The sequence below is a fragment of the Streptomyces sp. NPDC048257 genome, assembly GCF_043201855.1.
GTDB lineage: Bacteria > Actinomycetota > Actinomycetes > Streptomycetales > Streptomycetaceae > Streptomyces.
In genome coordinates, this window is sequence record NZ_JBICZI010000003.1 from 306676 (window position 1) to 330145 (window position 23470).

The window sequence follows — 23470 nt, forward strand, 5'->3', positions numbered from 1 at the left end:
AACCTCACCAACGCCCCCGCCACGGTCTTCGTAGGCTCTGACTACGACGACGTCATGGTCCGCTCGGTGGTCGTCTCCAACCTGACGCACGCCGGCCGCGCCGGTGCGAGCCGTGCGGTCCTGGCGCCGGGGCGTGGACTGCCTCGTGGTACGTCAATGCAGCCAGAGCTGGATCGCGGCGAGGGGAGAGGCGGGGCCGGCGGGCCATGGGCCCGCCTGGCGAGCCCCGACCGCTCGGGCCAGTCTGGAAGCGAGGCGCACTGCCGCACTACGAACGAAGCGAGGCAGCCATGACCGGGACGACCCGACAGGACACACCAGTCGCAATCGAGGGCGGAGGCGTCGAACTGCGTACGCGCGCGGTCGGCGGAGACCTGTCCGTGGCCTTCGTGCAGCTGCCTCAGGGGACGGACCTGCGGCCGGCTCTGAAGGGCCTGACCGATGATCTCTGTCAGTGCCCGCACTGGGGGTACATGCTCAAAGGCCGGCTGAAGATGGTGACGAAGGACGGTGAGGAGGTCTACGAGGCGGGACAGGCGTTCTACTGGCCGCCCGGACACGCCCCCGTGGCCCTCGATGACTGCGAATACGTGGACTTCTCACCAACCGATGACTTCACCGCGGTCATCGACCACATCACGTCGCAGGGCTGAGCCCAAGCCTTCGGCAAGCAGCGCTGCCGTGCGTGGGCCGGTCGACGGGTGGTGGACGCCCGCCCGACGCGCGCAAGCCCCGTTCAAGCAGGTCGATGACGGGTGCCCAACCCCCCGGTCCAGCTGGCGGACTACTGGGACGCTGCGCGTTTCCCGGGTGCTACATGCTCGGGGTCTTACCGGTGGCCGCGTCGGTCTGGCTCCGCCGTCGGAGCGGCTTGCCGGCGGCGGGCGCCACCGGCTCTACCGCATCCCCCTCCCCGCGTCGGTTCTTCTCCCACTTGGCTCCCACAAGGGGGCGTTCACGGCGCCTGGGCATGGCCGCGGGGCAGGGCCTCCACGTGGAACGCCCGCGCGAGCACAGTGCCCGGGAACAGTGAGGCGAGCTGTCCTGTCACGGCGATCAGGATTCGTACGGCGGGAAGGCCGCGTCCCGCCGTGGTGTGCCCGACCAGGCCGAGTGCCACCGGCACCAGCAGGATCAGCCACCACAACGGCCATCACAACGGCCATCAGTAGAACGTCGCCAGCATTAGCACCCCGCCGACCGCAGCGCCGATGGCCCAGGCGATCCGCAGCAGCCGGGTGAAGATGTTGCCCAGGCCGGTGCTCCAGGCGGGCGGGTCCGGCTCGTGGTGAATGCGGACCCGCAGGGCGGGCCACCAGTCAGTGTAAGCGTCCCACGGGTCCACGAGGAGCAGCACTCCAGGCCCCCCACAGCAGAGCGCCGATGCCGCCTACGGTGCGGGAGTACCAGGTGCTGAGCGCGTAGTTCAACATGGCTCCGGCCACCACCAGCAAGGCCCCAAGGGTTCGAGCAAGACCCCAAGGGTTCGGCAGGCCAGCAGGACCACGATGCGCATCACGGTCCGCTCCTCGTCCTCCACCGCCTCCACCGGCCGGGACGGCCCGATGTCAGGCAGTTCTCCGCCGAGCCGCTCGCGTCACTGTGCGCCCTCTTGGAGGAACCCCTCGGCGGTTGCCAACGCCCGCTCGACGTCGGCGAGGAAGAAGTCCTCCTGCAGGTCATCAGGGGTCCGGCAGAGCAGGGGCACGAGCGGATCCAGCGCGGACAACGCCGCTGCGGAAAGCTTCAACGCCGCCTTCAAGAGCGAGACGCTCAAGGCCGCAAAGGCTGGCCGAACGAGGGTGAAGCCCGACTCGACGCCTTCCGCTGGCTGACCCGCTACAACATCCGACGCCGGCGCTCCCGCCTCGGCCAGCGGTCCCCGGTCGTCTACGGGAACGCCTTGCAACCAGCAGCAACTACCCTGGCCCAAGCCGCATAGACGTGTTCAAAATCCGAGGTCGAGGCCCCTCAGGCCGATCGCTTGGGCTCACACTATGTGGACATCGACGGCCATCTCGTCATCGCCGGGGTTGCCCTCGACCTCGATCGTGACGCCCGACCACGTTCCATTCGGCAGGTTGAGTGCCGGGCTCGTCGTCTCACCGATGGTCCTGTTCCCCGCGGAGGGATACAGGTCGGTGGAGTCTCCCCGGTTTCCGCGACCGAAGATCGTGCCCAGATCGCGCCTGCCATCAGCCTGGAGTAGCTCGATCGCGAGACGGTCCTCATCGTCCACGTTGTCAATTGCTTCGTCGACCGTGTAGACCGAGATGCCCGCGTCCGGCAGGAACGCATCCTGTCCTCGGCGGCGTCGGTATTCGACAAGGATGTACTGCATCTCTGTCATCGTGTCCGGGTTCTGGATGAAGAGCATGTCACCGCCCTCGGCAGTCGGGCGCAGCACCACGTCTTTCGAGGTCCTTGAGATGCGCTTTGGAGCGGCCCAGCCGTGGAACATGCGCAGCATGCCGTTGGGGAAGACCGGGGTGAGTCCAGAGTTGCCCCAAGAACCCGCCGCCATCAGGCAGTAGTTGCCCAGGCCGTTGGAGGTGGTTGCCTCCAGTTGGCCCGTGTCGTAGTAGTCGGCCCAACGCGCCGCCAGATGGCCCCACTCGTGGGCGCACACGCCCATGGTGCAGTCCTCCGGCACCGTGAGGAACGTCTCCACGGTCAGGCCAGGGCTGACCGCAACGCCTCCTGGCACACCCCATTTGAGGCTCCAGATGTCGTCGCGGCTTCTGGTTCTCTCGGCTCCGAACCCGGCATGCACGACGAAGACAGCAGTGACCGAGTTCTCGTCCAGCACGTCGAAGGGCTTGAAGTCGACACCTTCGGCTTTGGCCAGCTTGACCGCGTCCAGGGCCATGCCCTGTGCGTTGCGGGGGAAAAGGCCCTGCCCGGAGTTGCCGTCGGCGTAGAACGAAAGCGGCTGTGGCAGCCGGTACCAGCCGTGGACCTCACCCTGAATGTCGATGCCGGTGTTGTTGAATGCGTCGAAGCCGCTGATCACGCGGTAGTACTCGCGCATGCTGCCGGTCGGGAGGGAGTTCGTGCTGAACAACAGCTGCTCGTAGTGACCTGGGCGGTGGCTCGGCTGGTGCGGCTTGTCGGGGAAGTCGACCAGGAGCACCAAAGTGTTGACGACGCCCTTGAGCTGCTTGTCGGGCCGGGTGATCAGGTGTCGCTCGCCGCTCGGTTCGATTCTCACGGCGCCGTCGTCGAGGCCGGTGAGCTTTCCAGCGCGCCGGGCGGAGCGCCACGTGTAGTAGTAGTCCTCGAAGGTGGTGTGGCTCGGCAACCGACCTGATCCCATCAGGTCCAGGTATTCGGCGTAGAGCTGAGCCAGCGCCTCGGGGGCCAGCGGTACCAGGCAGGGGCTGGTGCAAGAACGAAGGCGTGACGGATAGGGCGTATTCGTGTGTCGCACGGCGACCACTCACTTGCTTGGACGATCACAGGAGCATGGCGGAATGTGCTCATGCCATGCTTAGGGCGTATACGGACGCCATCCGTTTATGCTGTACGTATACAGGCTCTACCCCACCGATGCGGTCGTCAAGGGCAGGTCGGCGGAGCCGGCTCTTTCGGAGGTGCGGCCATGGCAGCCAGCAGTCGGCTCAGCCGCGAGCGCGTCCTTGGAGCAGCCCTCCGCCTGGTGGACCATGAGGGACTCGACGGTCTGAGCATGCGCCGGGTAGCCGATGAACTCGGCGTGGAGACCATGGCCCTCTACCGGTACACGCCCAGCAAGGACGCTCTACTGGACGGCCTCGTTGAGAACCTGTTCATCGAACTGGAGCAGACGCTGGACAGCGCCGCGTCCGCCGTCTCCGTGCCGCAGGGCCAGGCCGCGCCTTCGTGGCGCGAGACCCTCCATGGCATCGCGCAGGCGATGTACAAGGTGGCCCTCGCCCACCCCCACGTCATGTCACTGGTGGCCATAAGGCCCTTCACCGTCCCCCTGACCCGCAGGCCCCCAGCGGTACAACGTGCCCACGAGCGCCTGCTCGCCCTCCTGGACACGGCAGGGATGAATGAGGAGACGACGCTGAAGATGTACCGGGCGTTCATCTCCTGGGTGCTCGGGTACACCGTCATCGAGCTGCGTGAAGTCGTCGACAACCCCGACGAACCCGACCCCGCCTTCCGCCTGGGCCTGCACCGCCTACCGGCGAAGGACTTCCCCCGGCTTCGCTCGCTCGGCCCAGCCCTGGCTGTCCGAGGCGGGGAGGAACAACTTGCCGCCGGCGTCGACGCGCTCATCGCCCACTACCTCCCTGCGACCTGATGACCTGACCTGCCCGGGTGAGTGAGCGCCACTGTCCGTCTCCGGTCAGGCGAAACGCGTGTCGCGGCGAGCCCCGGACATCAAGGACGGTTGGTACGCGCTGCTGACCACCCTCACGCTCAAACAGGCCGATCCCGGCGAAGCACTACGTCGTCACATGGACCAAGGCACGGTCGAGCGCCGATACGGCGAATTCGAGGCGGGCGCCCGCCAAGTGCCCGCTGGCCGTCATCCCCGTCTTCGTACTGGACAACGCACGCGTCGCCGCACTGATCACGGTGATCTGCCTGGCCTTGCTGCTGTTCCGCCTGATCGAACGCCAGGTCCGCCGAGCCCTCGGCGGCGACCAGAAGGTGCAGGGGCTCAACCCGGCAACCAGATGGTGATGCCCACCGGCCCGGTGATCCTCTACCACCTGTCCGACCTGCGACTACGGGTCACCAGCGCCACCGACCCGCCCGTCATCGCCATTACCTGCGGCATCATCCAGCTCCACCTCCTCGACCGCCTGGGAACCCACACATCCCCGCTGGTCAGAGACCTGAACGAACCACCCGCAAAGACGAACTAGTTCAGAGAACGCGCCCAGGAGCAGCGGCTGTCCAGTTCGGGGTGCACACGATCGGTCTGCTGGCGCACCTGCCCGAGGCGACGGTGCAGCGGGTGCTCGGAGGGCGGGCGAGCCGGCAGCTGCGGGAGGGGGCCCGCGGCGTCGACCGCAGGGTCGTGGTGCCGACGGAGCTGGCGCACAGCACGGCAGGGCTGGCAGTCTCGAGTGACACCAGCGGGAGTTGCCGGCAGGGCAGGGCACTGCCGAGTACCACGACCACCGGCCCCATCACCGTCTACGACGCACCGTGCGCCGCGCCCCGGGGTCCGCGACCTACCAAGCCGTCGCAAACGCCAAGGAAGCACGCCCCACGAGAGCGCGGGGGTTGAGGGGCCGTCACGTCCCTCCGGAAAGTTCCCAGGTTCAGGCCTACAAACCGAACACCCGGGCAAACGGAAATCAACAAGGAGCAACACAAACCAATAATCTCCCCCAGGGGGCAGATCATGCGACATTGGATCATCCTTCCCGCCACTCTCGTCCTCGCGGCCACCACGGCCCTGCCCGTCACAATCGCCGCGGCGGCCCCGACCACCGCCGCTGCGGCCGGGGCCGTCGAACCGGCCATGCAGTGCCCGATCGGGTGGGACAGCCCAGCCGAGGGCCGCTCCACCGGCCAGGTCCCGGAGCTGCGTGGCATCAGGAGCGGCGAACACCCCTGCTACGACCGGCTGGTGTTTGACGTGCCGGGCAGCTCGTCCGCCAACCCGGTGGGCTATCAGGTCCGTTACGCCGACGCCCTCCTCCAGGACGCCTCCGGTGATCCCCTGCCGGTGCGCGGCGGCGCGGTCCTGGAGGTGATGGTGGACTCGCCCGCCTACGACCGGCAGACCATGGCCCCCACCATCCCCGGCCGGAGCGGGCAGCCGCTGCCCGGCGTGGACGTCACCGGCTACCGCACCTTCCGGGACGCCGTGTTCGGCGCAAGCTCCGAGGGCCGCACCCAGATCGGCCTCGGCCTGCGCGCCCGACTGCCCTACCGGGTCCTCCAGCTCGACGACCGACTGGTGGTGGACGTCGCGCACACCGGGAGCGGCAACCCGACCACCCCCACGCAGAGCTAGGCCGCTTCTTTTCGGATCGCCTCGTGGACCAGATGTAGATGGCGACGGTGCGGAGTCCGGCGAGGCAGATGGTGGCGGTCTTGTCGCATCGGGTGGCCAGGCCGCGCCATTGCTTGAGCTTGTTGATGCAGCGTTCGACAGTCCTGTTGTTTGTCGGCCTCACTGTCGCAGGCGGGGGGCGGCTCCCGAGTCGCACCCGGCAGCAGGATAAACCCCAGCGCCCAGCGCTCCTTCCACCCGGAGAAGTACGCCCCCGCCAAGGGCCCCGGCAGACAGGTCTCCCAGGAAGAGGCGGGCAACCCGCACGGCAAGCCCTCCAAGAGCATGGGCACCCGCGGCGAAGGCCAAGAGAAGGGCACCGGCGAGAAGGGGATGCACAACCTCGGCCCGCCAGGAACAACAGCGGGACCGGGGCGCCCGGCAGGGCAAACGCGGCTTCCGCGCGCAGGTCCCCCCGGCGGGTGAGGTGGACGTGCCGCCGGTCGCCAGGGGTCACCTCGGTCGCCCAGGCCGACAACGACCCCAGCCCCGGCGGCCGTCGGCGCAGGGCCGTCGGGGCAGGGCCGTCGGGCGTGGCACGGTCCGGGTCCGGGCCACCGGCGGCTCGGTCGGCTCCATCCGGCTGGGCCGGCGTTGTCGGCTCACTCGTGCGGGTTCCAGTCGAACAAGCCGGTAGTCAGCGGTTCGGCTGCCCGGCCCCTCGCCCCATCAGCTCCGGCGGACGAGTACGGCACGGCGGGAGAGGCTAGCTGCCTCCCGGTGCCTGGGCGACGGAACCGATGGTGGCGGCGAGGGCAACTGGCACGGCCGGGGCCGCGACCTGCCGCAGAAACGTTCTTCGCCCTCGTCATGCCCGAGAAGACGGGACAACTGGCAGCAGAGTCCAGCGCGCTTGATGATTCATGTGCTGGAGTGTTCATTTCCATGTCGATGTCTGTCTGATTACGTACTTTCTCTTCATGCGATTCCCCTGTGAGGATGACGCTTCCTGATGGGGATCCGGAAGGGGAACGATGGCAACGGCTGAGGGCATCGAGCAGGGTTACGCCTACCGGTTGAAGAACAAGCGCACCGGCCTGTACCTCACCAGTTCAGACTTCGAGGGGGACTCCTACGCCACGATCTGGAAGTCCGAGACCAGTGGGCAGGCCCGGGCATCGCAGACGTGGAACGTTCTGAGCCTCGACAACGGCGAGTACCTCATCGCCCAGAAGGTCGCCGGCAACCTGCTGACTCCGGACAACTTCGCCAGTCATGACGTCCGGGTCAACCTCTTCCCGCCGCAGAACGGGGCGGACGCCGCTGTCCGCAGCAGCCAGACCTGGCTGCTCCGGCAGGCGGGGGGCGGCTATTACACGCTCAGCAACAAGAACGGCGGGCTGTTCCTGACCCCCAACAACTTCGGCACGAGCGGCTCCGACAAGATCAACACCTATGGGCGGGCATCCGGCGCGGACGGCGACTCCCAGCTGTGGCTGCTGGAGAGGGACACCGCCTACAGCGGCATCATCAACGCCGCCGCCGGACCGACCGGAAGCGCGGTCAGCGGAATCCTCCCGATGAGCGGACACTCGAGGCCCCACCCGGAGACCACGCGGGAAGTCCTCATCGGCACCACACTATTGCCCTTCCCCCTGGTGTCGGACCCGGCACTCGGCCGTGCGCGGCAGGCCGCGGAGAGTCCGTACTACCTGCTCAAGCGGTACGGCTACTACAAGATTGTCTACTACTACGAACACAGTGGCCAAGTGAGCAAGAAGGAGTCCCAGAGCACCACCATCGGCATGACCACGAGCAACGCCCGCGAGGTGGAAACCACCACCAGCATCTCCGTCACCGCCGAGACGAGCTTCCAGTACAAGGGTTTCTCCGCCTCCCTGAGCACCACCATCAGCCACCAGCTGCGCACCCGCGTCGCCCAGGAGACGACCCAGTCCAGCAGCCGCACCGTCACCGTCGAGCGCGAATACCCCGCCAACGGCAAGCGGCTTTCCCAAGCCATCTGGTTCCGCGCCGACCGCTACGTCCTGGCACGCACTGACGGCGGCAAGGTGACGGAGTGGGAGACCACCACCGACCAGGACACCATCGACGACGTCTACCCCGTCGCCACCGGCTGACGGACAGGCACTCGCAGCTCTGGCCCGAACGGGCACGGCGCCCCACCGGGGGGAGGGGCGCCGTGCGCGCACCTTCTGGTCGAACAGGCAAATCACAGCCCGCGCCTCCACCTGGACCAGCGTGAAGAACGTGCGGACTCTCGTGCGGTGCCCCTCCAGGCCGCGCCGCGCCGCTCCGCACACGGCAGCGGGAACTGACCTACACCCTCGCGGACCTGCTCATCTCCCTATCGGGGCTCATGCGTACCGACGGCACAAGCAGCCCGGGCGGCCGCATCGTGACCTCCTGGACCACTGCCTGGTGCAGTTGCGGCACCTTGACACTCACCGCTACCGAAGAGGCCAGGCGCAAAGCCGCTTCCACTCCTTCGCCTCCTTCATTCAGATGGCACGCCCCGAAGCAGAGCACGGTCCGCAGCCGGCCGCGCCCGAGGCGGCCGCGAGCACAGCCGGATACTCGTCGACGGAGTTGTCGCCGTGGGCAGTCGCGGGCGGAGACCTCGACGCCGAGTTCCACATCGGCCTCACCGTCCCCCGCGCCTCGTTCGGCTGGGACGACAGAGGCGAACACACCCACACCCGCTTCTGGGGCGACGATCCGACCACCGGATCCTGGGCGGGCGTCGACTACTACGGCCGCACCGCGGCCGAGTTTGTCGTCATGCAGGCCGGGTCTCGACAGCTGTGGGACGAGATCACCGAGACATGCCGCTGGTGGGAGGAGCTTGGCCGGCTGACCGACAGGTACTGGCCTGACGGTGACATCAGCTGGCACCACGATGGTGGTGGCCCCTTCCGCGACCACTGTGACTGCCACCCAGTTCAGGAGCCGCCCCATGCTCAATGACTTCCTTCCTCCCAAGCCCACCGGTCGCTGCTTGCGCAGAGCGCTTGCGACTGTCCTCACGCTGGTCTTGACGGTCGGCGGCGCGGCCGCCGCCCACCCCGCCACCGCAGCGGTCTCCGCCGCTACCGTGCCGGCCGTGCCGGCTGCCGCTCCCGCGATCAGCGGCTCCCACACGGTCACGTATGACGGCTACTCGATGCTGATCGACGGGAAGCGCACCTACATCTGGAGCGGAGAGTTCCACTACAACCGGTTGCCCAGTCCGGACCTGTGGCGGGATACGTTGCAGAAGATGAAGGCGGCCGGGTTCAACACCGTCTCCATCTACTTCGACTGGGCCTACCACTCGCCCAAGCCCGGCGTGTACGACTTCGGCGGCATCCGCGACGTCGACAACTTGCTGGACATGGCCGCGCAGGAGGGCATCTACGTGGTAGCCCGGCCCGGCCCGTACATCAACGCCGAGCTCGACAGCGGCGGATTCCCGGCCTGGGTCGACACCCTGCCGGGTTCGGCGCGCAGCACCGAACCCGCGTACCTGGCAGCGGCGGACGAGTGGCTGAACCACATCGCCCCGATCCTGGCTCGCCACCAGCTCACCAACGGGACCGGATCGATCATCGCTTACCAGATCGAGAACGAGTACTACAAGAACAACGACGACGCCCGGGCCTACATGGCCCACCTGGAGAAGGCCGCGCGGGACCACGGAATCACCGTGCCGCTCACCGGTAACCACAACCAAGCGTTCGCCACCGGTCCGGGGGCGGTGGACATCGACGCCGTGACCTCCTACCCGCAGGGGTTCAACTGCTCCAACCCCACGCAGTGGAGCAACCTGCCAAACATCGCCGGCTACTCCCGCGCGCCCGGCGCCCCGCTGTTCACCGCGGAGTTCCAGGGCGGGTCCTTCGACCCGTGGGGTGGCCCCGGCTACGACAAGTGCCGCCAGCTGACCGGCGCCGACTTCGCCAACGTCTTCTACAAGAACAACCTCGCCGTCGGGGCGACCATGCAGAACCTCTACATGGCCTACGGCGGTACCTCCTGGGGCTGGCAGGCCGACCCCAACATGGTCTACACCTCCTACGACTACGGCGCGGCGATCAGCGAGCCTCGCCAGCTCACCGACAAGTACCAGCAGATCAAGCTGATCGGTTCCTTCCTCCGGACCGCGCAGTCGCTGAACAAGACCGACCAGGTGACTAACGCCGCCCCGAGCACCCAGGACGTGGTGCAGACGGTCCGCCGGAACCCGGACGACGGAACGCAGTTCCATTTCCTGCGGCAGGCGGACGTCAAGTCCACCGGCACCGTCAACGCACACATCGCGGTCGACCTGACCAAGGGTGCCTACACCTTCGACGACCAGGACGGCCGCCTCGCCTACAGCCCAGGCTGGACCCATGTCGGCGCCGAGCAGGACTACGCGAAGAACGACTACCGTCAGACCGAGTCCTGGACCGAGACCGCCGGTACGAGCGTCTCGGTACCGTTCACCGGAAGGTCGGTCCGCTGGATCGCATCGACCGCACCCAACCACGGCCTGGCCGACGTCTACATCGACGGCACCAAGATGGCCACCGTGGACGGCTACTCGGCCACGGTCGTGCCGCAGCAGGTGCAGTTCTCGGCGAACAACCTGACCGACGCCGCACACACCCTGAAGATCGTCGCCACCGGGCAGAAGAACGCCTCGGCCTCCGGCGCCTTCGTCGCGGTCGACGCCGTCGACCAGCCGACGGGGGCCACGCGCAACTACCCGTCCGTCCCGCAGCAGGAAGGAACCGCGATCACGCTGGCGGGGAGGGAGTCCAAGACCCTCGTGGCCGGCTACCAACTCGGCGCGAGCCGGCTGCAGTACTCCACCTCGGAGCTGATGACCAGCACCACCATCGGCGGCCGTGACCTATCGGTGCTCTACGGCGGCCAGGGGCAGTCCGGCGAGACGGTGCTCAACTTCCCGACGAAGCCGACCGTGAAGGTGCTGAGCGGGAACGTGCCGTTCACCTGGAACGCGACCACCGGTGACCTGCGGCTCAACTACCAGCACTCCGGCCTGGCCCGGGTGCTCGTCACGGGCGGACAGCGACCGCTGCTGCTGCTGATCGGGGATACCGCAACCGCCAAGACGTTCTGGACGGCCCAGAGCGCGGCCGGCCCCGTGCTGGTCCGCGGCAGTTCGCTGCTGCGCGGCGCCACCACCGCCGCCGACGGCACACTGGCACTCACCGGCGACTGCGCCTCTGCCGGCGCTGTCGAGGTCTTCGCCGGCTCCTTCGCGAAGACCACCTGGAACGGCCGTGCCCTCGCCCTGACGACCACGTCCAGCGGCTCGGGAACGGGCCGGCTCAAGGCCCCGACCGCGGTCTCCCTGCCGGCACTGACCGGCTGGAAGAAGTCCACCGAGAATCCCGAGGCGCAGCCGGGCTTCGACGACAGCAGCTGGACGGTGGCGGACAAGCTCACCTCCCACAGCACGACCACCCCGGACACGCTCCCGGTGCTGTTCACCGACGAGTACGGCTTCCACTACGGCGACGTCTGGTACCGGGCGCACTTCACGGGCATGCCCGGCACCAACGCCGTGGACCTGTCCGCGATCACCGGCCCCGCCGGCATCTACTCGGTCTGGCTGAACGGCACCTTCCTGGGCAGCACCAGTGACCGCCACCACCGGTTCGCCTTACCCGCAGGCAGCCTCAAGGACAGCGCGGACAACGTACTTTCGGTGCTGCTGGAGAACTCCGGCCACAACGAGGACTGGACCGCCAACGACTCCCACAAGGAGGCACGCGGCCTGACCGGTGCCGCCCTCGTCGGCGCACCGACCACCGCGGTCACCTGGCGCATCCAGGGCAGCCGCGGCGGGGAGACCCTGATCGACCCGGCCCGCGGCCCGATGAACACCGGAGGCCTTTACGGCGAGCGTTCCGGCTGGTCGCTGCCCGGCTTCCCCGACACCCCGTGGTCACCCGTCACCCTGCCGACCAACAACACCACCCCGGGTGTCACCTGGTACCGCACCTCGGCGAACCTCAACCTCCCCGCAGGTCAGGACACCTCGGTGGGGCTGCGCATCACCGACGACCCGGCACGCCACTACCGGGCACTGATCTTCGTCAACGGCTGGCAGCTCGGCCGGTACATCAACGACCTCGGCCCGCAGCACAGCTTCCCGATCCCCAACGGCATCCTCAACCCCGACGGCGCCAACTCCATCGCCCTCGCGGTCTGGAACGCGGACGGCACCACCGGCGGCCTGGGCGCCGTTTCCCTGGAGTCCTACGGCACCCAGCTCTCCCCGCTCACGGCAGGCTCGGCGGCCGCCCCCCAGTACCAGGCCGCCACCTACGCGTCCGCCTCGCCGAATGCCGCGCTCGCGCTCGCCGCACCGGAGCACCTCGCGCCAGCCGAGCAGACCACGGTCACCGCCACGCTGGCCGTGCCGGCCGGCGTCACTTCCGCCACCGCGACCGGCATCACCCTGCAGGCACCGACCGGCTGGACCGTCACCCCGGCGACGGCGGTCGCCGATGCCACAGTGGCCCCGGGCACGTCTGCCACCGCGAGCTGGAAGGTCACCGCCCCCTCAGGCACCCTGCCGCAGTTCTCCGCACTCACCGCAGCGGCGGACTTCCAGCAGGGCGGCGCGCAGCACCTGGCCGACAGCCGTAGGGTCCTTCCGGCCACGGCGGCACTGCCCCCGACCGCCGACACCCCCGTCAGCGCCCTGCCGTTCTACTACTCGGCCAACGGCTGGGGTCCGGTGGAGCGGAACACGAGCAACGGCGAGGCCGGCGCCGGAGACGGGCGAACACTCTCGCTCAACGGCAAGACCTTCGCCACAGGCCTGGGAACCCACGCATCAAGTGTGGTGGGGCTGCAGCTGAACGGCCACTGCACCCGGCTGACCGCTACGGTGGGCATCGACGACGAGGTCGACCACGGCTCGGTGGCCTTCTCGGCCCGCGCCGACGGTCGCACTCTGACGACCACCCCGGTGCGCACCCACGCCACCGGCCCGACAACTCTGGACGTCGACATCACCGGCGCCGAGGTGCTGGAACTGGTGGCCGCCGACGGCGGCGACGGCACGGGCAAGGACCACGCTGACTGGGCCGACGCACAGTTGCACTGCAGCTGACTGGATCCCTGAAGAAAGGAGTGCCTACTTGCTTGTGGGAGCGGTTGTGTTCCTCCTTCCATTCCGGAAGGGCCTCACCCTTCGTCCGTCGGTGCGGGACGACGAGTCCGGTGCCCTGGTAGCCGCCGTCCGCGATCGTCACCGTGTCACCGACGGCTTCCTTCGCCCCGGACTCCTTCCAGTCGCGGGAGTCGTGGCGGTTGCCAGGCATTAGTCGGCCGACGACGACCACCCGGCGGGTGTCAGCATCGATGACGACCTGGTGCGCGGTGGAGTAGCGGTAGTTCTTGGACTGCTCGGCAATGCTGCGGTCTCGGGTGGGTACGAGGGTGCCGTCCACGATGAGCACGGTGTCTTTACTGAACCGTTTGCGCGGCTGGAGTGCCAGTTTCGGACCAAGGTGTTCGATGATCCGGTCGGCGGCCGACTTGGAGACCCCGAAGAGTGGGGCGAGCTGGCGCAGCGTTAGGTTCGTGCGCCAGTACGCCACGACCAGGAGCACCCGGTCTTCCAGTGACAGGCTCCACGGCCGACCGCGCCGTGCCCCGTCCGCGGTCTCACGGCGAACCGCGGTCACCAGCTTGCCGAAGCAGCGAGGGCAGCCCGGTGAACGGGACTATCCAGGACGGCTCCGACGCCGTGATCACACCAGCCACTGCCTGATCATTCCACTGCCGACGATTCTCCCTGCTTGAACGCGATGCGCCAGCGGCCTACCTGCACGACCACCTGCCCCATGAACCAGCGCATGACCTCGTGGGGATCCACGGGCTCGTCGTGGCCGTGGGCGTGTTGCCTCCTTGGCGATGTTGTTTTCAGGCCCCGTCATCCACGAGGCAGAACTAACATCGACTGCCTTGCCGGGAGTCTGTGTGTGGTGGCAACCGGGCGCCTTCGTCGCTCGACCGATCCTCCGCCGAGCCGCCGAGTGGGAAGACCTGCTCGTGAGCCCCTTGCACGATCCGTCGGATGTCCACCCGAGCCGCGCCTCAGGCTGATCCCGGCTACATGTTCCGGATGTGTTCGAGCGCGGTGTCGAGGAGCTTGCCCACTTGGTGGAGGGTGGTGGCCGTGGCGGTGGCCAGGTAGGCGGGGTGCTGGGCGAGCGGGGTGAGAACGGCGTGGCCCTTCTCGGGGTCGTCGCCGATGAGGAGCGTCGGGTGGTCGGTGGTGAGGTGGGGGTCGACGACGAGGAGCTGGCCGGCGGCGCGGTGTCCGCCCAGCACGGCGGGGCCGTCCCAGGCCGGTGCCGTACCGCCGTAGGCGGCGTGCTGGTCCAGGACGGGGCGGCCGCCGCGGTGCACGGTAAGGCGGGTGGTGAGGTGGCCTGGGGGTTCGGCCGTGCGGCCGAGGAGTTGCTCCTCGCGCAGCAGGACAGCGGCGGTGGGTGCGAGGTGGACCGTGCAGGTCTGGTGAAGCGTGCTGCCCGAGGCGCTGATCAGGGGTTGGGGCAGCCAGGACAGCATGGCGTGGTCGGCGACGGTGAGGCGGACGTCGTAGGTGGCGGGTGTGGCAGTGGCGCCGGGCAGCGCGATGGTGGCGGTCGGCGTGGTCACCTCCAGCCTGGCGTGTTCCTCGGCGGTGATGTCGAGGGCGAGACGGTCTCCGCCGAGGGGTGCGCACATGGAGCTGATCACGCTGACCCGGGCCCACCCGTTGTGGGGTTGCGTCTGGTGCAGGTGGAAGGGGCCGCTGTTGCGCATGAGCGGCACGGTCGTGGTGGAGCCGTCGCGGGCGGCCCTGATGACGGCGGTGGCCCGGACTCCCGAATGTGCGGGGTCCGTTGGGTGCACTCGTCCGGCCACGTGCTCTTCTTGCGTCTGACCGCACTCCGTCTCGCTTCCTGCGACGGTCGGTGCGGGCGGTGCGGGCGGTGCCATGGTGTGCGGCGGGCTCGGATGGGGTGCGATGGCTGTCATACGGCGACCTCGGTGCGCCAGGCGGCCAGGCATCCGTTGACCCAGTCGGCGACGGGCTGAATGCCGTCGTCCGAGGCGAGGCTGGTGAACGCGACGGGGAGGTCGCCGCGCTGCCGGTTGGCGTCGGCGGCCATGGTGTCCAGGTCCGCGCCGACGTAGGGGGCGAGGTCGGTCTTGTTGATGACGAGGAGGTCGGCGGTGGTGATGCCGGGGCCGCCCTTGCGGGGGATATCGTCACCGCTGGAGACGTCGATGACGAACACCTGGTGGTCGACGAGGCCCTTGGAGAAGGTGGCGGTGAGGTTGTCGCCGCCGGACTCAATGAGGATGAGGTCCAGGGCGGGCAGTGTTTCCTCCAGCTGTTCGACGGCTTCGAGGTTGGCGGAGATGTCGTCACGGATCGCGGTGTGCGGGCAGGCGCCGGTCTCGACGGCGGTGATGCGCTCCGGGGGCAGCACGGCTTCGCGGAGCAGGAACTCGGCGTCCTCGCGGGTGTAGATGTCGTTGGTGACGACGGCGATGGACAGCCGGTCGCGCAGGGCGCGGCACAGTGCGGCGACGGTGGCGGTCTTGCCGGATCCTACGGGCCCGCCCAGGCCGATGCGCAGGGCGCGGCGGCTGCCATCGGGGCGCAGTGCCTCGGCGCTGGGGGTGTAGTGGTGCGGCAGGGTCGTGTCGTGGTTGAGGTGCATGGCGTTCTCCGAACGGTGTGGGGGGTCAGGAGGCGAAGAGGCGCATGGGCCAGGCGGCGTGCTGTTCGCCGGTGATGTCAAGGAGCGGCGAGGACGCGGCGGGCAGGGCTCCGACACCGTCGGTGGCGAGCCGTGCTGCCGCTTCGGCGGCGGCGTGGGCGACGTCGTCGAGTTCGCCGGCCAGCCGGGCGAGCAGGGCGGTCGCGTCGAACGGGTTGAGGCTCAGCAGCCGCACCGCCGCCGTCGCAGGGCCGCTGATGCTCTCGTAGGCGGCGCACTGGGCGGCGTCCAACGGCGTCAGGCCGGCGGCGCGCGCGGCGACGCCGAGCACGACAGGCTGGTGTGCGCCCTGCGGCAGGCGGTGGGCGATCTGGTCGAGCTCCGGGCAGGGCCAGGCGGCCCGGGCCGCGCGCAGCATCTGCCGACCGAGCTTGCGGGCGACCTGCCGCAGCGCCGGTACGGGGGTGCGGGCGTCGGCGGCCTCATCCAGCGCCATCGGGTCATATCCGGTGGCGGCCGCGGCGGCGAGGCCGGCCGCGGTCAGCCCGGCGGTGTGCAGGCGGCCCCGGCAGAACGCCTCCAGGCTTGCGGCGTCGTGGACACCGTGCGAGGCGACCGCGGCCTCCACACCGCCGGAGTGGGCGTGTCCGCCTGCGGGGAAACGGCCGTCGGCCAGGACAAGCAGAGCGGCATGGCTCATGGGAACGGTGGCCTGCCTTTCACAGGTACGGAGCTCAGGAAAAGGGACAATTCCCAAGCAGGCGGTCCGGCGGCGGGGGCGCCGGACCGACGTCGCGCTCAGAAGAGGAAGTACCGCTGCGCCATGGGCAGTTCGGTCTCGTAGAGCTCCGGATCTCTCTGCGGATGATCCTTGTCGAACATCAGCTTGTCGTCGGGCTCGTCATCGTCGTCGGCACCGTCCGCAAGGGCCTTCTTCAGCACGGTGCGGGCATCAGTCGTCGTGCCCCTATTCGCGCCCGGTTCCCCTGTGCCGGGCTCAGTGCCCGGACCCGTGCCCGTGCCCGTGCCCCCACCCTCGCCGATGGTGACCTGGAAGGACTCGGGGCCGATCTCGATCTCCGGCGACTCATCGTTGAGCTTCATGCTCTGCTTGGTCACGTCACGAGTGGATGTGGTCGCCTTCACCCCCTTGGTCAGGTTGTACTTCGTCTTGATGCCGACCGCCTCGGGAACCACGAAGTTGAAGGAGTTGCCTCCCGGGGCCCGGCCGCATGCCCCCCACACCGGGCGGGGCAAGTACGGCTGCGGTGTCGGGATCGACGCGTTGGCGTCGCCGACCTGCGCGTAGGCGATCTGTCCGCCCTTGATGATCATGTGGGGCTTGACGCCGAAGAACTTCGGCTCCCACAGCACCAGATCGGCGACCTTGGAGGTACCACCGGGGCCGGTTGGCTCGACGGAGCCGACGTGCTCGTCGATGCCATGGGCGATGGCCGGGTTGATCGTGTACTTGGCGATGTAGCGCCTGACGCGGAAGTTGTCGTGCCTGTCGGTGTCCTCCGGCAGGTGGCCGCGGCGCTTCTTCATGACGTGCCCGGTCTGCCAGGTCCGCATGATCATCTCGCCGATACGCCCCATGGCCTGCGAGTCGGAGGACATCATCGAGATCGCGCCGGTGTCGTGCAGCCAGTCCTCGGCGGCCATGGTGGAGGGCCGGATACGCGAGTCGGCGTATGACTTGTCCGCGGGGACGTCGAGGTTGAGGTGATGGCAGACGACCATCATGTACATGTGCTCGGCGACGGTGTTGACCGTCAGGGGCCGGGTCGGGTTGGTCGACGCGGGCAGGACGCTTTCGTAGCCCTTGCCCACCAGCTTCATGATGTCCGGTGCGTGGCCGCCGCCGGCGCCTTCGACGTGGAAGACGTGGATGCCCCGGGGCTTGCCGGTGTCGGGGTCCTTGGTGGCGTTGAAGGTGTCCTCGACGAACCCGGACTCGTTCATCGAGTCGGCGTGCAGGGCGACTTGGGCGTGGTAGGTGTCACAGATTTCCAGCGCCTTGTCGATGGCCGCGGGGGTGGCTCCCCAGTCCTCGTGGACCTTGAGGCCGATGGCGCCGGCAAGGATCTGGGCCTTCAGCGACTCGTAGGAGATCGTGCCGCCCTTGCCGAACAGGCCGATGTTGACCGGGTAGGCGTCCAGGGCCTCGAACGTCCGCCGGAGGTGCCACTCACCAGGCGTCACGGTGGTGGCCCGGCTGCCTTCCGCGGGGCCGGTGCCGCCGCCGATGAGCGTGGTCACTCCCGACGCGAGTGCCTCGTGGATCTGCCCGGGGCCGATGAAGTGCACATGGGTGTCGATGCCGCCCGCGGTCAGGATCCGCCCGTTGCCGGAGATCACCTCGGTTTCGGGCCCCACCACGAAGTGCGAGGCGCGCCCGCCCCGGTTCTCCTCGGCCGTGTAGGGCTTCGGTGTCATCGTTTCCGGGTTGTAAGCCTGCCCGATCGCCTTGATCTCGCCGTTTCGCAGGCCGACGTCGGCCTTCACCACACCCCAGTAGTCGATGATCAGCGCACCGGTGATCACTGTGTCCACCGGATTGTGTGTGGTGTCGCTCCTGGGGAAATGCGACTGGCCCATCGACTCCCGGATGACCTTGCCGCCGCCGAAAAGCATCTCGTCGCCGCTACGGCCCGGCCCCCCGCACCAGTCCTCCTCGATCTCGACGATGAGATTCGTGTCGGCGAGCCTGACCCGGTCGCCCTTCGTCGGGCCGTACAGCGTGGCGTAATCCTTCCGCCACAGCGGCACCGGAGGGCGCACGGTGAAGCTGAGCTCGCGCGGCGTCGACTTCACCACACCACTCGTCTGACTGGAGCTACCACTCATGGGGCCACCTTCCACTCACTCGAATCCTTGACTCGAAGGCCCTTGACCAATTGGGCTCCCTTGATGGGCACCACCCACACTTCGCGTACGTGTTCGGGCTCGATCCGCTCCGACGTACCGGCCGCAATGTGCAGCCGCTTCCCCTTCACGTCATCGTCGGCCGGGTCGGTGCACCCCTCGTCCTTGAAGAACTTGAGGCACGCGTTGACGTCGCCCAGGTGGAAGTGGGAGCCGACCTGGATGGGGCGCTTCGCGGTGTTCTTCGCCCACAGCGGCCCCTCCTCCAGGGAGTCCTCGTGGTCGTCAGCGTTGAACGTCACCGCGTGCTGGCCGTCGTCCGCGAGGAGTTCGTACTTGCCCGGGTAGACCTTCGCGTCAGGGTCCGCCTTGCCGAGCGGGTCCGGGATGGTCACCAGCTTCGTGCCGTCCTTGAACGTCGCTTCGACCTGCACGTCGCGGATCATCTCCCGCACGCCGTCCATGACCTTGAAGTCCGTCAAGTCGACGCCGGCGGTCTTGCTGGGGATCTTGAGCGACTTCGCCACATCGCTCAGCTTGGTATCCATGAGCTCGGCGACCGTCTTCGTGTCGTGGCGGGCCTCCTCCAGCACATAGGCCGCCAACAGCGCCATGACTTCCGGGTAGTTCAGTGCGAGATCAGGCTGGCGCCTGAGTCGTCGTTCGGCCAGATCCGCTGCGACACGGATCATGAGCCGCTCCTGCTCATGTGGCGACAGATGCATGCGGGTTCTCCTTCCTGTGGTTCGGCGTGACGTGCACGGCGAGTCGCCCAAGGAGAACCCGGTGCGGACGCCACTCATGTGTTCAACGACCCAGGTAGGAATAGAAACGGAAGTAATGCGTCCATTCATGCTTTCGGATGTAGCTTGATCAGCGAGCGTCCGACGTCACCCCCTCATCGAGCAGTACGGGCAACGGCTGCGGCTGCGGCTGCGGCTGCGGCTGTTACACCGTAGGGAATAGAGGCTGGCCCTCAGACGCTGGCTCTGCGGTGCTCCAGGCGCTGGGCGGGATACTGGCGAGATTCCGGCATGGCAGCTGTGACCTGCGGACATGCCAGAACTGCGGGCGCAGGCGGGCCGTCACTACTCCATCGCCGGCAGTGGCTGGTGTGATCACGGCGTCGGAGCCGTCCTGGATAGTCCCGTTCACCGGGCTGAGCCCTCGCTGCTTCGGCAAGCTGGTGACCGCGGTTCGCCGTGAGACCGGACGGGGCACGGCGCGGTCGGCCGTGGAGCCTGTCACTGGAAGACCGGGTGCTCCTGGTCGTGGCGTACTGGCGCACGAACCTCATCGTGGACGGCACCCTCGTACCCACCCGAGACCGCAGCATTGCCGAGCAGTCCAAGAACTACCGGCACCGGCCGGCCGACGACGACCTGGCAGGTGTCGGCATCGGTGACGACCTGGTGCGCGGTGGAGTAGCCCCGCACGGAACGACCCGCCTTCACCGACTCGAAGAGCATGAACGGGACAGCCTTTAGTGGGCCCGGCTTTGCAGAGTTGAAAGGTCAGATGACCACCATCTCGATGCGAGTGTGCGCGGGTGTGCCCCGATCAGCGGCGGCCGGTGGCCAGGATGACGAGGAACTGGCCGCCGCCCGCCTCGATGCCGGCGGTTACCGGCAGCCCCGGTACCAGTCGGGAGAACCGGTCCACCAGCCAGTCCGCCGCCTCCTGGGCGTCCTTCCTGGTCGGACAACGGCCCACCATCTCGCGGCCCCCCTTGCGCTCCAGCCTGTCGGCAACGGTGATCAGCGGAGCGGGTTCCACTACATACAGGCGCTCCGGCCAGGCGATGACCACCTTGACCGCACCCTTGCGGGTATTGCACCCACGGTGCGCGAGCCGCTCGGCGACCTTGGCCTTCCGGTCGGCGGTCCGACTGTCGACACTCGGCCCCCGCGGATCGTTCACCGACTCGTCGGGGTCGACCGGCTCGTCACACACCCAGCACCGCCAGCCGTCGCGCTCGGCCACATCATCAAGGAGACTCATCCAAGCAAACTAGCCTCCCCGGCCACCACCCACGCACCAAAACCCCGCCAACGTCCCTCTCCCCCCAACAGCGCTGCGACACCTGACCGACTGGCGTGCACGGACACAGGCGTGGCGCGGGCAGGCCGGCTCCCGCAGTGGCCGCGGTGCGGGGGTGTCGGGAGCTCGACATCATGGAGTCCGTCAACGGGCGGGACACCGTCTTCGGCACCATGCACTGCGGTGTCCTCGACGGCGGCCCGTGCCAGGAGCCCGCGGGCCTGAACTCCGGTCCGCAGCCGTGCTCCGGCTGCCGTACCGCGTTCCACTCGTACGCCGTCGAGGTCGATCTCGCGCCCGGTGCGCAGGAGGTGCTGGTACCTGGACGGGCGGGTGTACCACCGGGTGAGCGCCGACCGGATGGACCCCGGGACGTGGAGGGCGGCGGTCGAGCACGGGCTGTTCCTGATCCTCAACGTGGCCGTCGGGGGCAGTCTCCCGCTCGCCGACGGGGCGGGCACGGGTCCTGCGACCGAGCCGGGGCATGCGATGCGGGTGGACCACGTCACCGTCTCGGCCCGGGAGCGGAACGGATAGCAGGACCGGCGGGACGGACAGCGGGACGGCAGAAAAGCGCCCTGCTTCCGGACCTGGAACGGTCCGGAAGCAGGGCGCTCGAGGAGGGCGCGCGGGACGGGCGCGGCGGCGACGCGGGATCAGAACGCGAAGACGGCGTTGCCGTTCAGAGTCGCGGACATGACGCAGGTGTTGGAGAAGGTGTGCTTCCACGCGACGCGGCTGCCCTTCCACACGCCGTCGACGGTGACGGTGACCGGGGCGTAGTGCATCGGGCAGGCGCGGTCCGTGCTCGGGGAGGCGAGCAGCCGGTCCAGGTCCAGCACCGCGCCGGTGGAGTTGAGGGCTGCGCAGGCGGCCTTCGGGTCCGGGTGGGTGCCCTGGGCGGTCGGGGCGCAGCTGAGCGTCGATGCCCGGAGGGCGGTGGCCGAGTCCGCGTCGTCGCCCTGCGCGACGGTGAACACCAGGGCGGACGGGGCGTACAGGCTGGTGGGCTGAGCGGCTGCCACGCCGGTGGTACCGATCAGACAGAGGAGCGCGGCGGAGGAGGCAGCTGCGATGCGGTGACGCACGACGATACTCACTTTCGATTCAAAGGTTGAACGCGATAATTGGTTTGGATATCGCGTCGTTGTGGGACCAGACTGTCCGACATCAAGGCGCATTGCATGTCCATGACCGATTTACGGACAGAGCATCCGCATACCGGCGACCGAATGGTCGTTCGGGCAGTTCACCGGGGGCCCACCCGCCCTGCCGTCGCACGCCGTAACGGGCCGCAGCCGCCCGCGACGTGCAGGCCCCACCCCGCTGACCTGCTGCCGGCTGCGCACGGTTCACCGGACGGCCACTCAGCTTGTCCTGAAATGCACGTTCGAGTCCCAAGGGCACCGTCACGGAGGCGCCTCAACTCCATGACATTCAGAGGATGTTAGGTAAGGCTTGCCTAAAAAGCCATAAGATGCCGACATGAAGAAGATCATCCGCGTACTGACGGCGGTGGCGACCGGTCTGGCCCTCGCCGCGCCCGGCACGCTCACCACTCCCGCCATGGCCGCGGCCGGCCCCATCAGACTCGAACTCCCCCGCCCCACCGGTGACTTCGCGGTGGGGCGGGACACCCTCCACCTGGTCGACCGGGACCGCAAGGACCCCTGGGTACCCACGGCCGATCGCGAATTACTGCTGTCGCTGTACTACCCGGCGCTCGCCCACACCGGAACTCCCGCTCCCTACATGAGCGCTGCCGAGGCGAAGGCGCTGCTGACCGACCGGGGGCAGCTCGGTGAGTACGTCACGCCCGAGCGCGTCGCGGCCACCCGGACCCATGCGCGGGCGGACGCGCTGCCCCGGCCCACCGCGCGCCGCTACCCGCTGATCGTGCTCTCCCCCGGCTTCACCCTGCCGCGCACCTCACTGAGCACCCTGGCGGAGGACCTCGCCAGCCGTGGGTACGTCGTGGCCGCGGTGGACCACGCGTACGAGTCGGACGGCACCGTCTTCCCCGGCGGGCGGACGCTCACCTGCAAGGCGTGCGAGCAGGTCTTCCCCGACGGGTCGCTGCACCGGGTCTCCGACGGCCGGGCCCGTGACGTCCCGTTCCTCCTGGACCGGCTCACCGGTCCACACGCCTCGTGGCGGTATTCCTGGCTGATCGACGCCCGGCACATCGGGATGGCCGGCCATTCCATCGGCGGCGCGGCGGCCTCGGCCACCATGGCCGTGGACCCGCGCGTGGACGCCGGGGTCAACATGGACGGCACCTTCTTCACACCGATACCCCAGGCCGGCCTCGGCGGACGGCCCTTCCTGATGCTCGCCGGTGACCCCGCCCTGCTGCCGCCCGACTTCCCGGACACCTCCTGGGAGGACAACTGGCCCCGGCTGGACGGCTGGAAGCGCTGGCTGACGGTCACGGGGGCCGGGCACCCCGCCTTCACCGACTGGCCCGTACTCGGCGAGCAGGTGGGCTACCCCCATCCGGAGACCCCCCTGTCGGGCACCCGCTCGCAGCAGATCACGCGGGCGTACGTCGGCGACTTCTTCGACCTGCACCTGCGCGGGAAGCCGGCGCCGCGCCTGGACGGTCCGTCGGCGGCCGACCCGGAGGTCGTCTTCCACCGCAGCTGAGGCCCCGTACCGGCGTCGGTCTTCGCCGTCGAGCACACCGGTACCACGGTGGTGCCGGACGGATTGCCGGGCGAGGAGCACCTCCCCCGCTGAACCGGGGACCGCCGCCCCTCCCCCACCGCGCCCCGGAGCCGAGACGGCTCCGGGGCCTTTCGTGTGTCCAACTCGCCTGCTCCTCCCTCGGCTTGATGCGGATCGAGACAGCTGCAGGGGCAACTTGACAGCT

General features: G+C 68.6%; 19 protein-coding genes and 4 pseudogenes. 10 read left to right on the forward strand and 13 right to left on the reverse strand.

Annotated features, from left to right (window positions below; translation table 11 throughout):
- The first annotated feature begins 290 nt into the window (after nucleotides 1-290).
- The gene (locus ACGFZK_RS09005; protein ID WP_393848178.1) at nucleotides 291-653 is read left to right on the forward strand and encodes a hypothetical protein; all 363 of its coding nucleotides are present in this window, start codon (nucleotides 291-293) and stop codon (nucleotides 651-653) included.
- A gap of 302 nt (nucleotides 654-955) precedes the next feature.
- Here ACGFZK_RS09005 and ACGFZK_RS09010 read toward each other — a convergent pair whose 3' ends face one another.
- The 4 genes from ACGFZK_RS09010 to ACGFZK_RS09025 form a co-directional block, all read right to left on the reverse strand.
- Complete coding sequence (locus tag ACGFZK_RS09010; protein ID WP_393848179.1) at nucleotides 956-1147, reverse strand: hypothetical protein; 192 nt, start codon at nucleotides 1145-1147, stop codon at nucleotides 956-958.
- 18 nt (nucleotides 1148-1165) lie between these two features.
- Nucleotides 1166-1357: a hypothetical protein gene (locus ACGFZK_RS09015; protein WP_393848180.1), complete on the reverse strand. Its 192-nt coding sequence runs from the start codon at nucleotides 1355-1357 to the stop codon at nucleotides 1166-1168.
- A 240-nt stretch (nucleotides 1358-1597) separates the two neighbouring features.
- Complete coding sequence (locus ACGFZK_RS09020) at nucleotides 1598-1777, reverse strand: hypothetical protein (RefSeq protein ID WP_393848181.1); 180 nt, start codon at nucleotides 1775-1777, stop codon at nucleotides 1598-1600.
- 213 nt (nucleotides 1778-1990) lie between these two features.
- Nucleotides 1991-3430: a M6 family metalloprotease domain-containing protein gene (locus ACGFZK_RS09025; protein WP_393848182.1), complete on the reverse strand. Its 1440-nt coding sequence runs from the start codon at nucleotides 3428-3430 to the stop codon at nucleotides 1991-1993.
- 171 nt (nucleotides 3431-3601) lie between these two features.
- Here ACGFZK_RS09025 and ACGFZK_RS09030 point away from each other — a divergent pair, with 171 nt between their 5' ends.
- The 6 genes from ACGFZK_RS09030 (at nucleotide 3602) to ACGFZK_RS09055 (ending at nucleotide 13079) form a co-directional block, all read left to right on the forward strand.
- Nucleotides 3602-4291 carry a TetR/AcrR family transcriptional regulator gene (locus tag ACGFZK_RS09030; protein WP_393848183.1) on the forward strand — a complete coding sequence of 230 codons (690 nt, stop codon included), beginning with the start codon at nucleotides 3602-3604 and terminating at the stop codon, nucleotides 4289-4291.
- Nucleotides 4292-4676: 385 nt separating this feature from the next.
- Complete coding sequence (locus ACGFZK_RS09035) at nucleotides 4677-4862, forward strand: hypothetical protein (protein WP_393848184.1); 186 nt, start codon at nucleotides 4677-4679, stop codon at nucleotides 4860-4862.
- Nucleotides 4863-5347: 485 nt separating this feature from the next.
- Entirely contained in the window at nucleotides 5348-5965 is a 618-nt protein-coding gene (locus tag ACGFZK_RS09040; RefSeq protein WP_393848185.1) for a hypothetical protein, read from the forward strand.
- Between the two features lie 1013 nt (nucleotides 5966-6978).
- Nucleotides 6979-8085 carry an RICIN domain-containing protein gene (locus ACGFZK_RS09045; protein ID WP_393848186.1) on the forward strand — a complete coding sequence of 369 codons (1107 nt, stop codon included), beginning with the start codon at nucleotides 6979-6981 and terminating at the stop codon, nucleotides 8083-8085.
- A 385-nt stretch (nucleotides 8086-8470) separates the two neighbouring features.
- Entirely contained in the window at nucleotides 8471-8932 is a 462-nt protein-coding gene (locus ACGFZK_RS09050; RefSeq protein ID WP_393848187.1) for a hypothetical protein, read from the forward strand.
- A 136-nt stretch (nucleotides 8933-9068) separates the two neighbouring features.
- A complete protein-coding gene (locus ACGFZK_RS09055; protein ID WP_393848188.1) occupies nucleotides 9069-13079 on the forward strand; it encodes a beta-galactosidase in 4011 nt (1336 codons plus the stop codon).
- Between the two features lie 25 nt (nucleotides 13080-13104).
- Here the strand turns inward: ACGFZK_RS09055 and ACGFZK_RS09060 are convergent.
- The 7 genes and pseudogenes from ACGFZK_RS09060 to ureA form a co-directional block, all read right to left on the reverse strand.
- Nucleotides 13105-13735 (reverse strand): annotated as a pseudogene (locus ACGFZK_RS09060) (transposase family protein); the annotation flags it as partial.
- Nucleotides 13736-14083: 348 nt separating this feature from the next.
- Nucleotides 14084-14884: an urease accessory protein UreD gene (locus tag ACGFZK_RS09065; RefSeq protein ID WP_393848189.1), complete on the reverse strand. Its 801-nt coding sequence runs from the start codon at nucleotides 14882-14884 to the stop codon at nucleotides 14084-14086.
- 110 nt (nucleotides 14885-14994) lie between these two features.
- Nucleotides 14995-15690: an urease accessory protein UreG gene (gene ureG / locus ACGFZK_RS09070; protein WP_393848190.1), complete on the reverse strand. Its 696-nt coding sequence runs from the start codon at nucleotides 15688-15690 to the stop codon at nucleotides 14995-14997.
- 25 nt (nucleotides 15691-15715) lie between these two features.
- Nucleotides 15716-16390: an urease accessory protein UreF gene (locus ACGFZK_RS09075; RefSeq protein ID WP_393848191.1), complete on the reverse strand. Its 675-nt coding sequence runs from the start codon at nucleotides 16388-16390 to the stop codon at nucleotides 15716-15718.
- A gap of 98 nt (nucleotides 16391-16488) precedes the next feature.
- Nucleotides 16489-18540 carry an urease subunit alpha gene (gene ureC, locus ACGFZK_RS09080; RefSeq protein ID WP_393848192.1) on the reverse strand — a complete coding sequence of 684 codons (2052 nt, stop codon included), beginning with the start codon at nucleotides 18538-18540 and terminating at the stop codon, nucleotides 16489-16491.
- Nucleotides 18537-18953, reverse strand: a complete 417-nt coding sequence (locus tag ACGFZK_RS09085) for an urease subunit beta (RefSeq protein ID WP_393848495.1) — start codon at nucleotides 18951-18953, stop codon at nucleotides 18537-18539. Before ACGFZK_RS09085 ends, ureC begins: the two co-directional genes overlap by 4 nt.
- Nucleotides 18933-19283, reverse strand: a pseudogene (ureA, locus tag ACGFZK_RS09090) (urease subunit gamma); the annotation flags it as partial. The gene ACGFZK_RS09085 and the pseudogene ureA, both read right to left, overlap by 21 nt.
- Nucleotides 19284-19663: 380 nt before the next feature.
- Between ureA and ACGFZK_RS09095 the strand changes: the two are divergent.
- Nucleotides 19664-19922, forward strand: a pseudogene (locus ACGFZK_RS09095) (IS5/IS1182 family transposase); the annotation flags it as partial.
- 196 nt (nucleotides 19923-20118) lie between these two features.
- Here the strand turns inward: ACGFZK_RS09095 and ACGFZK_RS09100 are convergent.
- Nucleotides 20119-20559: a hypothetical protein gene (locus ACGFZK_RS09100; RefSeq protein WP_393848193.1), complete on the reverse strand. Its 441-nt coding sequence runs from the start codon at nucleotides 20557-20559 to the stop codon at nucleotides 20119-20121.
- 152 nt (nucleotides 20560-20711) lie between these two features.
- Here ACGFZK_RS09100 and ACGFZK_RS09105 point away from each other — a divergent pair.
- Nucleotides 20712-21135: pseudogene (locus tag ACGFZK_RS09105) on the forward strand (acyltransferase); the annotation flags it as partial.
- 119 nt (nucleotides 21136-21254) lie between these two features.
- Here ACGFZK_RS09105 and ACGFZK_RS09110 read toward each other — a convergent pair.
- Complete coding sequence (locus ACGFZK_RS09110) at nucleotides 21255-21686, reverse strand: subtilase-type protease inhibitor (RefSeq protein WP_393848194.1); 432 nt, start codon at nucleotides 21684-21686, stop codon at nucleotides 21255-21257.
- Nucleotides 21687-22083: 397 nt separating this feature from the next.
- Here ACGFZK_RS09110 and ACGFZK_RS09115 point away from each other — a divergent pair, with 397 nt between their 5' ends.
- Nucleotides 22084-23244, forward strand: coding sequence for an alpha/beta hydrolase family protein (locus ACGFZK_RS09115; protein WP_393848195.1), 1161 nt, complete (start codon nucleotides 22084-22086; stop codon nucleotides 23242-23244).
- Nucleotides 23245-23470: the final 226 nt, after the last annotated feature.

Coding starts and splice junctions, on each gene's coding strand:
- ACGFZK_RS09045 (WP_393848186.1), top strand. CDS start 6,979: ATGGCAACGGCTGAGGGCATCGAGCAGGGTTACGCCTACCGGTTGAAG.
- ACGFZK_RS09005 (WP_393848178.1), top strand. CDS start 291: ATGACCGGGACGACCCGACAGGACACACCAGTCGCAATCGAGGGCGGA.
- ACGFZK_RS09100 (WP_393848193.1), bottom strand. CDS start 20,559: ATGAGTCTCCTTGATGATGTGGCCGAGCGCGACGGCTGGCGGTGCTGG.
- ureG (WP_393848190.1), bottom strand. CDS start 15,690: ATGCACCTCAACCACGACACGACCCTGCCGCACCACTACACCCCCAGC.
- ACGFZK_RS09115 (WP_393848195.1), top strand. CDS start 22,084: ATGAAGAAGATCATCCGCGTACTGACGGCGGTGGCGACCGGTCTGGCC.
- ACGFZK_RS09075 (WP_393848191.1), bottom strand. CDS start 16,390: ATGAGCCATGCCGCTCTGCTTGTCCTGGCCGACGGCCGTTTCCCCGCA.
- ACGFZK_RS09040 (WP_393848185.1), top strand. CDS start 5,348: ATGCGACATTGGATCATCCTTCCCGCCACTCTCGTCCTCGCGGCCACC.
- ACGFZK_RS09050 (WP_393848187.1), top strand. CDS start 8,471: ATGGCACGCCCCGAAGCAGAGCACGGTCCGCAGCCGGCCGCGCCCGAG.
- ACGFZK_RS09035 (WP_393848184.1), top strand. CDS start 4,677: ATGCCCACCGGCCCGGTGATCCTCTACCACCTGTCCGACCTGCGACTA.
- ACGFZK_RS09030 (WP_393848183.1), top strand. CDS start 3,602: ATGGCAGCCAGCAGTCGGCTCAGCCGCGAGCGCGTCCTTGGAGCAGCC.
- ureC (WP_393848192.1), bottom strand. CDS start 18,540: ATGAGTGGTAGCTCCAGTCAGACGAGTGGTGTGGTGAAGTCGACGCCG.